General features: G+C 56.5%; 15 protein-coding genes. 6 read left to right on the top strand and 9 right to left on the bottom strand.

Annotated features, from left to right (window positions below):
- Window positions 1-182 precede the first annotated feature (182 nt).
- On the top strand, window positions 183-380 hold the full coding sequence (locus V3W39_RS01490; protein ID WP_007901093.1) for a DUF7740 domain-containing protein: 198 nt from the start codon (window positions 183-185) through the stop codon (window positions 378-380).
- Between the two features lie 129 nt (window positions 381-509).
- On the opposite strand, the gene V3W39_RS01485 is transcribed toward V3W39_RS01490, so the two are convergent.
- Window positions 510-1469, bottom strand: a complete 960-nt coding sequence (locus V3W39_RS01485) for an ArdC family protein (protein ID WP_330212080.1) — start codon at window positions 1467-1469, stop codon at window positions 510-512.
- A 131-nt stretch (window positions 1470-1600) separates the two neighbouring features.
- The gene (locus V3W39_RS01480; protein ID WP_184316133.1) at window positions 1601-1930 is read right to left on the bottom strand and encodes a hypothetical protein; all 330 of its coding nucleotides are present in this window, start codon (window positions 1928-1930) and stop codon (window positions 1601-1603) included.
- 448 nt (window positions 1931-2378) lie between these two features.
- Between V3W39_RS01480 and V3W39_RS01475 the strand changes: the two genes are divergently transcribed.
- The 3 genes from V3W39_RS01475 (at window position 2379) to V3W39_RS01465 (ending at window position 4245) form a co-directional block, all read left to right on the top strand.
- Window positions 2379-3110: a hypothetical protein gene (locus V3W39_RS01475; protein WP_330212079.1), complete on the top strand. Its 732-nt coding sequence runs from the start codon at window positions 2379-2381 to the stop codon at window positions 3108-3110.
- Window positions 3110-3700, top strand: coding sequence for a hypothetical protein (locus V3W39_RS01470; RefSeq protein ID WP_184316136.1), 591 nt, complete (start codon window positions 3110-3112; stop codon window positions 3698-3700). The genes V3W39_RS01475 and V3W39_RS01470 overlap by 1 nt, the downstream gene beginning before the upstream one ends.
- 179 nt (window positions 3701-3879) lie before the next feature.
- Window positions 3880-4245: a DUF3742 family protein gene (locus tag V3W39_RS01465; RefSeq protein ID WP_330212078.1), complete on the top strand. Its 366-nt coding sequence runs from the start codon at window positions 3880-3882 to the stop codon at window positions 4243-4245.
- 8 nt (window positions 4246-4253) lie between these two features.
- On the opposite strand, the gene V3W39_RS01460 is transcribed toward V3W39_RS01465, so the two are convergent.
- The 5 genes from V3W39_RS01460 to V3W39_RS01440 all read right to left on the bottom strand — a co-directional run bounded on the left by V3W39_RS01460 (window position 4254) and on the right by V3W39_RS01440 (window position 8828).
- A complete protein-coding gene (locus V3W39_RS01460; protein WP_330212077.1) occupies window positions 4254-5810 on the bottom strand; it encodes a conjugal transfer protein TraG N-terminal domain-containing protein in 1557 nt (518 codons plus the stop codon).
- A gap of 10 nt (window positions 5811-5820) precedes the next feature.
- Window positions 5821-6129 (bottom strand): hypothetical protein, encoded by a 309-nt coding sequence (locus V3W39_RS01455; RefSeq protein WP_330212076.1) that lies wholly within the window; start codon window positions 6127-6129, stop codon window positions 5821-5823.
- Window positions 6130-6132: 3 nt separating this feature from the next.
- Window positions 6133-7515, bottom strand: coding sequence for an integrating conjugative element protein (locus V3W39_RS01450; RefSeq protein WP_330212075.1), 1383 nt, complete (start codon window positions 7513-7515; stop codon window positions 6133-6135).
- Window positions 7512-8468, bottom strand: a complete 957-nt coding sequence (locus V3W39_RS01445) for a TIGR03756 family integrating conjugative element protein (protein ID WP_330212074.1) — start codon at window positions 8466-8468, stop codon at window positions 7512-7514. The genes V3W39_RS01450 and V3W39_RS01445 overlap by 4 nt, the downstream gene beginning before the upstream one ends.
- Before the next feature lie 105 nt (window positions 8469-8573).
- Window positions 8574-8828 carry a helix-turn-helix domain-containing protein gene (locus V3W39_RS01440; RefSeq protein ID WP_330212073.1) on the bottom strand — a complete coding sequence of 85 codons (255 nt, stop codon included), beginning with the start codon at window positions 8826-8828 and terminating at the stop codon, window positions 8574-8576.
- Window positions 8829-8997: 169 nt separating this feature from the next.
- Here V3W39_RS01440 and V3W39_RS01435 point away from each other — a divergent pair, with 169 nt between their 5' ends.
- Window positions 8998-9255 (top strand): LasR-specific antiactivator QslA, encoded by a 258-nt coding sequence (locus V3W39_RS01435; protein WP_330212072.1) that lies wholly within the window; start codon window positions 8998-9000, stop codon window positions 9253-9255.
- Window positions 9256-9455: 200 nt separating this feature from the next.
- Here V3W39_RS01435 and V3W39_RS01430 read toward each other — a convergent pair whose 3' ends face one another.
- Window positions 9456-9773, bottom strand: coding sequence for a glutathione S-transferase family protein (locus V3W39_RS01430; RefSeq protein WP_330212071.1), 318 nt, complete (start codon window positions 9771-9773; stop codon window positions 9456-9458).
- On the opposite strand from V3W39_RS01430, the gene V3W39_RS01425 reads away from it, so the two are divergent.
- Window positions 9766-10290 carry a LysR substrate-binding domain-containing protein gene (locus tag V3W39_RS01425; RefSeq protein WP_330212311.1) on the top strand — a complete coding sequence of 175 codons (525 nt, stop codon included), beginning with the start codon at window positions 9766-9768 and terminating at the stop codon, window positions 10288-10290. The two genes, V3W39_RS01430 and V3W39_RS01425, sit on opposite strands and share 8 nt — an antisense overlap.
- 772 nt (window positions 10291-11062) lie before the next feature.
- Here V3W39_RS01425 and V3W39_RS01420 read toward each other — a convergent pair.
- A complete protein-coding gene (locus tag V3W39_RS01420; RefSeq protein WP_330212070.1) occupies window positions 11063-11620 on the bottom strand; it encodes a helix-turn-helix domain-containing protein in 558 nt (185 codons plus the stop codon).
- Window positions 11621-11752 lie beyond the last annotated feature (132 nt).

The following is an 11752-nucleotide window of genomic DNA, read 5'->3' as shown; positions in this document are numbered from 1 at the left end:
TTTTCGGATAGCGCTCTTACCCTTGAGTGCCCATTCCCTTCCAACCCTTACCCGTCCTTTTGGCTCGAGTCCCTTTGTGTGGCAATCGGGATATTGATACTGCTAGACATCGTTTTGTTGGGGGGCTAGTACGGAAAAGACAAGAGTCGGTACACTGCGGTGCATATTTTTTAGGTCTTGCCATGAATCTCACTGACGCCACGCTCGTGCTGCTGCTCGCGGCACGTATCCATGGGACAGACGAAGCCGTCAGAGCCTCGGCGAAGAGCGTGGTCAAGAAGTTGCCGCGCAGTAAACGCGATCTGATTTATAAGGTGATCGACAGTCGGAGTCCGCTTGAACTGGTGGATTTTCTGGCGCAGAACCTGGATGCGGAATGACAGGCTGCGGGTGTGTGCCCACCTCTGACTCTTTGCATCAGAGCCCCGCGGCATGGGGTTTTCTGGGCGCAAAAAAAGGGCCCAACTCGCGTTGGGCCCTGTGATGCGATTGCAGCGGTGCGGTAATGATCAAACTTCATCGTTCATGCATCGTGAGTCATCCATTACCATCTGCTTCAGTTGCTGCTCCAGGTTGAGTACATACTCCGAGGCGCTTCGGGCCTGACCACTGGCGCGAAAGATCGCGCGTTTGTCAGCCTTGAGCAGGCCGAGCCAGGAGTCGATGTAGCCCTCGTGGCGCAGCTCTCCCTGTATACCGGTGTAGGCGCATAAAAACGCAGCACCCATCTCGGCGATCAACTCCTCAAACGCGTAGCCTAGCGAGCCGAACGGACAGGCTGACGTCATGCCTTCGCGCTGCAACCGAGCGTGATGCCCGGTCCAGTGCGTCAGCTCGTGAAGTGCAGTGGCGTAGTACCCGCCTTCATCGTGGAATTGCGCTTTTGTCGGCAGTTGGATGAGATCCCTGATCGGGTGGTAAAAGGCTTCGTCGGCAGGCCGATGAACGATGCGTGCACCTGAACTTAACAGCAGATTTTCCGCGGCGCTGTTGGGCTGGAAGGAATCACTCTGTTCCGTCTCAAGCAGGGTGTCATTGAACATATCGAGCCCCTCCGTTTGCTCGATATTGAACAGCAAATGCGTCCTGAGAATGCCGAAGTGAGCGACCTTGGGCTGGCCGTTTTCATCGAGTACGGGTTGGCCTGACTCGGTCTGTTCCTCGCGCTCCATCGGCTTGTAGAGCACCGCCAGAGTGCTGTGCTCACCCTTACGAATGTGCCCACCGGTCTTTTTGGCTTGGTTGAAGGTCAGCCAACGATCTTGGGTGAAGCCCTGCAACCTGGCCTCGGCCCAGAGCAGCGGTAAATTGATGCCCGAATACGGGCGTCGCGTGATGGCGTTGATGGGGTAGGGTTGATGGCCGATGTAAGCGGAGCCACTTGAGGACCAGGGTTTGATCCAGGGAGCAACGCCTTGGTCTAACGCGGTAACGATCTTGTCAGTTACGTCTTGGTAGATATCGCGCATGGCAATTTCCTCGAGAGAAAAACGGAGGAACGCCGTGCCCGTCGGGGAGGGTTCCCCGGTTGGGTGATGTGCTGGATTGATGCAGGTCTTGCATGCCGTCCGAATGTGGAGGTGGGCGCCGCCAATTTCGCTTAGCGCTGGTGTTCTCCTGCAAGCGCTATCAGCAAGGCGCCAGGCTGACCCGGTTCTTGGAGTAGGCTCAGACTCAATTGCAGCAACGGGTCGTGGTCTAAGTGATCGGTTGGTTCAATGTGGATTACCTCGAACAGCACGTAGGGCTTGTGTGGATAGGCCAGGTGGGCTTCGAAGGCTGCGCGCAATACGTGGCTCAACCGATCGACCTGCAGCTTCTCAGCGTGATCGGATTGCTCGAGCAGTACTGCGCGTTGCCACGCGCCAGGGGTGAACACGATGGGCAACCGAAGGGTGTTCAGTGTTTGCGGTGTAAGTGAGTCGGGCATGGTATGTCTCCGTTGAAGGCGCGAAGAAACCTGACCCGTGGGGGAAAGAATTTCCCCGCAATGGGTTGAAGAAAAACAAGAAGATTTGCCTTGCGAGCAGAGCTCGAACGGCGCTCAGGAGAGCAGTAGGCGTTCATCACCGTAGAAACGGTGACCGTGCGAGCTACCGAACGCTAATCGCACTTAGGGAGAACCATCACCGACGTGACGTAGCCTTGAAGGTTCTGGCTATCAGGGAAAGTGCTGTCGATAACAGCGATCCGTACCTTGGTTTTAGCCAAGTCATTTATGAATATCAATCAGATAGGCAAGAACGTTTGACGGTCTGAGTCTACTGAGCTCCAGGTTTGCTTTTCCTGGCCGATAAACTGACAAACGGTTTAGCGCAGGGCTCTACCGGTGAGCTTCTAGAAATTGAGTAGGCATGAAAATAGGGCGATGACGTTCAATGAAACTGTACGAAAATGTGGTTATCGGAAATTTTCTCTATGGGCTGGGGTTCGCTCTTGGTTCACAGCTGAGATCCGGTCAGTTACCAAGCATGGTGAACTTGCTTCAACAAACGCCAGACGATAAACGATTGGGGGATTTGCTGATGGCATTCCCCGGTACAGTACGTTTGATCGAGTTTAAGACTGAGGCTAACAAGTCAAAAAAAGAGGCTGGTCGTCACCAGTTTCTATCTCGAATTTTTTCCGAAAAATTGGACGAATTGCCTGATCTACCAGGTACTTCGCGGCGGGTGCATTGGTACATCGAAACGGCGCCTCTTCCCAGCGCTGCACTGTCGGCACGCATTGAGCCCTATCTCGATGCGTTTGGCGAAGGCGCCAGGCAACGGCCTAAGTCAACCGAGAGGTTCCAAAATTTTATCGAGGAGCTGGCTGCTGGCATTCTGCAACGCAGATCGGCTGAGATCACAAGGGCTGAGCGCGACTACATTGATCTGGTGCGGCTTGCTCAAGGGCCAGAGGAGACCGGAACAGGCGGATTGGTGCTGGTGGCCGACAGCGGTGGAGGTCTACATTTCGCCGCCTTACAGGATTTGATGGATTTGAACCTGTCCCACAAACAATGGATCGAGTACAGCCAGGAGCAGTATCTTTCCCTTCAGAGAGATATGAAGCAACCAGATCACGAGATGCCCGACCTAAAAGGTCCGACTTTAGGGAGATATTGATGACCGGAACAAGTCAAGAGCAAGCGCACGATCGAAATTTTCAGGCCCTCTTTGGCGCGGCTCGCAAAGTCCTTGAAGCTGTAGAGATCGATGAGAGCAAGTCTCGACGGGCTACTGATGCGTTGCGTGAGCTGCAGGATAGCGTCGAGAAGAAGCTGGTTCGACTGGAGGCTGGCGTCAAGCAGAGTATCGAGAGTTCTGCACAGTCAACTGCAAATCAAGCCGCTGAGCTGTTGAGCAAGAGATTCACCGAGGCAGATGCTGCCGCTCAGCGGGCTGCTGGACTGTACAACGTGGCAGCAAAGAAATTGAATAGCAGGCGTTGGCTCTACTTCCTGTCGGCGCAGGCTACGATCCTTACATTGGTAGTAGTGTCTCTCTATCTGTGGGTGCCGTCGTTAGACGAAATAAAAGCGCGTCGAGGCGAAGTGGCGAGGCTGGACGAATTAGGCAGTCGGGTTGAGTGGTCGAAATGCAATGTTGGGAATGGTCAGACGCGCGATTGCATACGCACGGACGAATCGGAGCATGCGGACTTTTTCGAAGACCGCACAAAGGGCAAGACCTATCGCATACCGAAAGGTTACTAGCCGTTTACGAGTCCTATTCCTGGCGGAATGCGATATGGGTGCTGCGTTCAACGCACCGCCCATATCAAAGCTCGCGGTGCCGTCTGAGCAAACTGATAAACGGTCAGATATAGACCGTTTTCAGTAGTAGGCTATTACTCTTGTCTCAACCATGAAAACGCTCAAAAGAGGGCGAGACCATGCCGACTCAGCAACCTGTTCAGAGTTCACGTGCCCACCGCTGGGCGTTCGCCTGTGGTATGTCTGTGAAGCGTGGTTACCGTAAGTTGAAAACGTTTGAATCCCGCGTGGTTGAGCGTGCGGAAACGGCAGGTATGCCCGCAGGTAAATTACTTGTTCGCGGGAGTTTTCTGACTGCCAAGTTTGCTCTGCTCGGAGCATTTCTTTTTGTTAGCTTCTGGTTGTTTGTGCTGATGTGCACAATCGTCTTATTAGCAGCTATCCCAATTCAAGATTCAGACACTCTAGGTATTGACCATCTCTATGATCCAACGCATAGAACGTCTTGGCCTGAGCGGTACGATAAATGGGGTTCTTTGAAGTAGTCTCTTGGTTATTTTGAGCTCGATTTACCCGAAACAATTCTTGCACCGCTCATCAACTGAGAGGTTCCGTTAGAGCTCGCTGTCTGTGCTGCGTGGGTTCCCCTGCTGAGCATTCCTTCTACGCCTGAACCTACGCTATATCCGGCCCAACTCATGGCCCCTAGAAACAGCATTGGTAGCACGATGAACATCGCCCCCATCACATACTCGATCACCTGCGCCGTGACGGTTCCATCCATAAAACCGGACGTAGGCAGCGACAACAGCACTTGATTGGAAGCCGAAACTTGGTTGTACAAGGTGTCGAGCATGCTGGAGTCGACCCAGCGCGCCAGTTCCCACCAGAAGCTCAGCATGTGTAAGGTGAACAGCGCGAACGTCACGGTCATGACGGTTTTCAGCTGATAGGTACTGACCAGCAGGATCAACGGCAAGCTGATGATGATGCCCATGAGCAGGAAGGCCTGCACCATTGGCAAGGCGGCGCGTAGTGCATTCATTGCCGGGAAGTTGCTGAAGGAGCCGAGGGCCAACCCGGTATTGGTGGCGAGGTTATTGAGCCCCTGATTGATCGAGCCGCCACGGGCGCTGGAGCCATAGTCCTGGTACACCTGTCCGGGCGACATGGATATCGATTGCTGACGCGGGCTGACCAGTTCGCGCAGGGTGGCATCCTCGATCTCATTGTTCGAACGGCCAGTCAACCAACCTTTCAGCTGAGTCAGCAGCGAAGGATCGACTTGCTCGATCAAGCGCCCGCGCAAGCCGACACCGCTGTCGTTCCACCACTGCTTGCAGGTGGGGTAGCCCGCGCCATTCTCTAGCCGCGGCAAGGAGACATCGCGGCTTTCGTCATAGGGCCAGCTGACGCGTGGTGTGCGTGAACGATCCGTATCGTAGTAGCCGGGCGTGTCGAGAAAATAGCTTGAACCGATCCAGGAGGCGTCGTGACTTTGCGCCTTGTCCAACTGCGGACGGTTGGTGAACAGCCGAGAACGGGAATAGCCATAGCAGTCGCGGGTGAAGTCGGCGACTTCCTGCAGCAGTACCTGGCTGTCGATGCGCGAGCTGTCGATCTCCATACGCATCTGCCGGATATCCGGTGCGCAGGGGATGGAAGCGGTAGCCGCCGCGGTCACGCCTTTGCTCAAGGCATGCACCAGAAACCACCAGATCGGCACATTGGCGGAGCGTTCGCCAATGGTATTGAAAGTCGTCCCCCAGGCGGTTTCTGCTGGCTTAGCCACACTGATACCGCAGCGCTGGCTTGCCGCATCATCGAACGCCATTGACGTGAGGCTCAACGGAAAGACCGGCGCGCAACCGAACAACACGACGATGTAGGCCAGCCACAACCGGTTCTCGATCCGCGGCACCGAGAGCAGTCCCTTGTTGCCTTCATCCGCGCCTTGCTGACGGGCAGACAACCATTCCTGCAAGATGATTGCACCAAAGGGCGCGGCAAATAGCCCGGTGTCGGACAGGACACTCCAGAGGCCGTTGTTGATGATCCAGGCCAGCAGAGAGAGGTAAAACTCCAGGTAGCTGTTGGTGCTCATGAGCATGGTGGTGACCTCACAGTCGGGTGAGTTCGACGCAGGTAAAGAGCACAAGCCCTAATGCTCCGATGCGTTTCACGCACAGTCGAACCTGTGGTCGATGTCGGTAGCGCCGAAGCAGATCCCACCAGAGCGCAAAGAGGGCGGCGTAGTGCAGGGCGCGCCACCACCGCAGATAAGCTCGTGCGGATTCGAATGCCTGCTGCCAGACCTCGAAACTACCCAGCGCAGTGCGGCCGATCCAGGCGACCAGTGCGGCGGTCAGGATCATCACCGCGGCAATCCCCAGACCTGAAAGCAGAGTGAATAGCGGTGAGCGTTTCATGGCTCACTTGCGCCTGGCGTCAGCATCATTGAGTCGGCCCGGCTCAGGGTCGTCTTGCTCGACGGTACGCGAAGCATCAGCACCGCCGGCATGCCGATCGAGCACCAGGCTGGCGGTATTGGTGGCGAGCATCTGCCGGACCTGCAGCTCGGTTTGTAGCAGACGTATTTCGCGCTCCAGGGCGTCGATATTTTTCGTCAAGGCGGTCTGGGCCGGCTCGGCTGAAGCGATGTTCGGTTCGTGACTGCCCGCCAGCAGCGTGCGCAGTAGCAGCAGTGCCTTGTCGAGCACGCTGGACAAGGCCGTCTCGCTTGCCAGGCGTCGCGTCAGCAGATCCTGGTCGGGATCGTCGCGCAGGGCTTCGACCACGCCACGGGTCACCGGCAGCATCGGGCTCGAGGCTTTAACTAGGTTGTCAAGGGTAGGCGGCAGTGAACCAGACAGCAACCCTTGCAAGGCCTTGAGGCGTTCGCTGTAGGTCTCCTGGATCAGCGGCGTCAATCCGCTGCCAGCGGTAGCACGCAGGGTTTCGCAGGTGTCGCAGGTCGAGACTTCGCTCTCGCCCAACACGCGAACAGCCCATTCGGATTCCTCCTGGGGCGAGGCCCAGGTCTGGCAAATAGCCCCACCCAGGCAGTCGCTGCTACTGATCGAGGTGCTGTCATCCACCGTGCGGTTATGCAGCAGGTTATAGCCGGCACGCACCACGTCGGCGGTCACCCGGATGGGCGTCTGCCCGCTACCTCCAGCCTTCTGTCCGCCGACCCAGGACACCCCATTGTTGCCGTTGTGGGCCTCGGTATTTTTCACCGCGGCCACCGCATCACCGCCGGTGTGCTCCAGATTGCCCTGCATCTCCTGGTTCTTGGCCAGTGCACCCCAGCCGGCTTGGCCGACCTTGTCCGCCATTTTCTCGGCCATGGCTTGGCAGGTCAGCTTGGAGCGATCGAAGTCGATACGGCCCTGCATCACCCCGTTGCTCAACAACTCATAGAGGCCAGGGTTGGCGCGCTGGATGATCAACGCTGGCAGCGACATCACCGCTTGGGTCGCGTTCTGCACAACGCTGCCCATGATCTGCTGGAAACCTTCGGTGGCACCGTTCAGCTGGTTTTGCAGGGTATTGGTGAGGCTCATGTTTCCGCACATCATGTTCGCTTGCCAGGACCCGCCGACACCGAGACCACTGGGTCGGTAGAGCGAGCTCGGTGAGCCGACTGCCGAGCCGCCACCAATGGTGTACATCACCCGGTCGTCGAGCACTTCGCCTTGAGTACCCAGGCGGTAATCACCCTCGGCGGCGTGGGCATGCGTGGCCATGGCGAGCAGTCCGCAGAGCAACAGACTCATCGGGCCCAACCATGGTCGTGCGAGAAGCCGACTCATGAAGCACCACCTTCGAAGTCGATGCTGAACAGGAAGGTCTGTCCCTCACGTTTGCAACAGCTATAGGAGCGCCACATCGCCCAGGCGTAGCCGCCATCAGCGCTCTGCACCGGATCGCTGGGGAAGATGGCACACGTGGGCTGAATCTGGGGGGAGAGCAGCTGCCATTTGTGGCTTGAAGCATCGTTTTCAACGATCGGCCCCGGCGGCCAGTAGCCGTCGCGTGGTGCGGGTGTGAGCGGTAAGTACACATGTGGTTGCCCGTTACGGGTGATGACATCGCCGGCCCGTTGCGCCATCACCGCGGCCGCCTTGAAATCGTCGGGCTGTACCAGAAAACCCTGACGGGGATATACGTTGCCCCACATGTTTCCCGAGGCCTGACGACCGATTTCACGGATCCCTGGCATGAGGGCCTCGGGGTAGAAACTTTCCGGGATGCCATGGCGCCAGGCCAGTGAGTCCAGGGTACTCAGGTAGTAGGGTATGAATGCAGTTGCACCGCTGGCGCAGGCATAGCCGGACTGCGAGGCCAGTTGCGTTGCGGCCCAGCCACCGGGGTGACCAATACCGTCAACGTTCTTGAAACGGGGCAGGTTGTCGCGCTGGGTGTTCGGCGTGATCAAGTTACCGCCACCTTCCGCACCGCTGATGGGAGAGGAGAGGGGGGCCATCTCGGTCCATGGGTTATTGCCCGTGGTGGCGTAGCTCGAGACCACCAGTTCAGGAATGAAATGACGAACCTTGGTCGAGGTTTTGACTGTGCAGCCGAAGGGGGTGCAGAGCAGCCAGAAACAAATGCCGACGACCCTGTATTCGAGACAGCTTGGCGAAAGCACAGAGGACGTGATGCTGCCGGTGTCCAGCGCCACGCTTGGGCCGCACGCCAGCAAGATGCTCAGCGCCAGGGGCCTTAGCTTTGTGGGCGAGATTGACGAGCAGGCAACAGGCATGATCCAGGCTCTCGGTGGTTGGCCTGGGCAGGTTCGGTTAGGGACTGAAGACTGTCAGTGGAAATTATGAAGGCGGATCTATCGGGTTTGTGATACAGGAGACTATTATTTGACGTTAAGGGAACGGCGCAGGCTATCGGGTTCCACAAGTAACTGATCTGCGGTAATTTTGAAAATATTGGCGAGCTTGCACAGGACCATTAGCGACGGATTGCCCATGCATCGTTCGATTTGACTGACGTAGGTGCGATCCACCTCGGCCATGAGCGCCAACTGCTCTTGGGTCAGGTTCTTTACACGCCGCATCAGGCGGATGTTTTCCGCTAGATGCAGACGAAGCTGTTCGTAGTCTTGAGTCATGCGCGCAAATTGCGCCTTGAGGGACTCTCAATCCACGGGATATAGTCTACATTGGTATTGATCTAGCCCATTTGATGTTCATGCCTGTTATCGAGCGTTCATTTGGTGTCGTTAAGCTTTTCATGGCTGGATTTCACGTCTAACACTAAATCAGACATCTAGGGTGTGTATGGACGAAAACTACATTTCAATTCCGGCGGCGGACGGTTGCCCAAGTCTTCTGACGCCTTGGGGCAGCGAATTTGCTCCGATGATCGAACGGGGCGTGCAATGTGCTCAGGCTTGGCTTGATACGCCCGGCGAAACGCCCCTTTGGTGGGAGCTGGTGCAAACCCGCAAGACCTTTCCTGTCGGTGATAGCCAAGATGCCTTCGAAGCCGGATTCTTGTTGAGGATTCAACAGCGGCTCCAGTGGAAACTTCGGTGATGCTCTATTGATAGCTTCCGCATAGAATTGCTCTTTTCGTTAATTGAGTCTCATTTGTCAGAGCTCTAATCCGCTTGCAGCTATCCTCAGTTGTTCTTGAATACACCGCCCAAATTCACGACATGTCTGAGCGTCGCGGACAGCCACCTGAACGAAGGCAGTCCGTTGATTTTTCACGGGGGCAAATACGCGGCGGCGGTCTAGCCGACAGCGTGGCGCTCGAGGCTGCCGGCAATCGCCTGTAGCTTGTCGATGTCGCCGTGCGCACGCTCGTGATACGGCGCGCCGGCAGCATAGGCGCGTCGAACGTCGTCCCGTTGGGCCATGCGTTGCAGGTACTGCGCAACGTTCGGCAACGCCTCAAGGCTGACGTGCAGCAGTTTGTGCAGCCGCAGCCAGGGATAAATCGCCATGTCGGCGATGGAAAAGTCGCCGCAAATGAACAGTTGCCCGGCGATTGCCTGCTCGAACACCTCAAACAAGGTTTGAGTCTGGTTCAGGTGCCCGCATATCAGCATTCGCCTGCAAGCCAGCCTGACAATTTCCAACCTGCATCAGGAGTCGGTGGATATCGGCATCCGCATGGGCAAGGGTGATTGGGAGGGCGTCGAGCAAAAGCTGTTGTTTCATGATGAAGTCGTGGTGGTTGCCGCTCCTCATTTCAATGGTGGACGCCTGCCGCAGACGCCGCAAGAGGTCATCGACAGCACGATTATCTACAACACTGAATCCTGGCCCTGGTGCGAGGCGGCCGGTGTGGAGATGGGCAACGAGCGCAAGGGGTTGTGCAGCAATGACGCCAACTTGGTGTTGGAAGCCGTTCGCCTGGGGCAAGGCATCACGCTGGAGCGGCGCAGCCTGGTGCATGACGCTATCGAGCGGGGCGAGTTGGTCCAGCTGTGCGACGTCGGTGCACCTTACGCCCACCCCTATTGGTTGGTGTGGCCACCCAGGGAAAGTTCGGAAGACAAACAACGCGAATTTTCCCATTGGTTGTCCGAGGAAGTAGAACGTTACCTCGCCCAGCTGAACTAGAATGGCTGCAGGAGGCCTTGCCCGAATGGATCTATCTTCGCAACAACGCCTCGTAGTGGCCGCGGGCGAAAGTTCGCATCGCCTTGAACCCACATTTCTGAATGTCGTGGTTCAAGGTCAATAACTTATGTTCTACACGGGTAAATCCCTCGGTGTCCTCTCCGTGTCACTTGATGATCCTGTGCCTGTTAAGGGGGGGGCAGCAGGTATTCACTAATGCAATTGACGATTCAATACGCTATTTCTGCGCTGATTCTGGGCGGTTATCAGTGGGTATCGCCAGGGTGCCGGTCTGTTCGGCGACGCCACCGTCGGTGGTCGAAATCCTGGTCGCCCCGGAGTCGATCAGATCTGCCCTGAATACGATCGCCTGCGCCACCGGCACACGTTACGGCGCCAACTCAGGGTTGGCTCACGCATAGCTGCGCCAGATGAGGATCAAGCTTACCAACTTGCCGACGGAAGCAGAGTTTGACGCCTTTACCGTCTATGGCCTCGGCCTGCCGATTGTATTGTTATTGCGAGCGCCTGACGCTGTCAGCGTGTTCCAAGAGGCCATCGTCAACGGCGCCACGGCATGCAACCCGCCGACTGGGGGAAGGTGATTGCCTGGGCAATGCCGTCAGGCCGCAGGGGCCGGACAGCCACACCCGACGCGATTATTTGCACAGCGCCACCACGCCGGTGTTACGGAAGCATTATTGGGCGCTGTGGGCGCGGCCTTTGCGCTGCCCGAGTGCTTCCGGACTGTTGGATCTAAGCAGGCTTCGGTTTATTTACGATTCAAGGCAATGACATATTCACAAGCGATCGATGTAGCGTTCTCAAATGTGCAAGTTTCTTCAGGTAGACCCAGTTGAAGGCAGTCGCCTTGTTCCAGAATGTAGGTGGTAGTGCCTTTGGTAAACGTTAATGTGCCTTTTGTGATCCATACCTGCTGATGAAGAAATGCATAGGCAGTAGCGGGGTAGCTGATGCGAACCCCTGAGGGCAGTTTCACGCTGATCAGCTCCAGTGGCCACCCTTCCCGCGGAGAGATTTGCTGGCGTGTGTAGCCGGTTTCTGGATCCACCCAACGCGGTTGTTCCACCGCCCTTGAAAGAAGTCCCGAGCGCCCCTCGGCCCGATGTAACAGGGTGGAGAGGGGCAAACCAAAAGCACCCGACAACCGGCCCAGGATCGTTGAGGTCGGGCTGACCTGCGCGTTTTCAATTTTGCTGATCATTGCTTTTGATACGCCGGAGAGTTGGGCGAGCTCGCCGATGGACCACTCGCGCGCGGCTCGCTCGGCTTTGATGGTTAGGGCGATGTCAATGGGTTGATTGTTCACTATAGAAGACTTCCAGATCGGGGAGATTTAATTTGAGCTTAGCGGCCGACGTGCATTCTGTTGATGCAAAAAATAAATAATGCTCTATCTTTGTGCGTAAAAATTTTATTAAATTATATGTAGTTGATTTTA

Origin of the sequence: Pseudomonas sp. Z18(2022) (genome assembly GCF_036346535.1) — a bacterium.
GTDB classification, from domain to species: domain Bacteria; phylum Pseudomonadota; class Gammaproteobacteria; order Pseudomonadales; family Pseudomonadaceae; genus Aquipseudomonas; species Aquipseudomonas yamanorum_A.
This window is presented reverse-complemented; position numbering and strand designations above follow the sequence as displayed.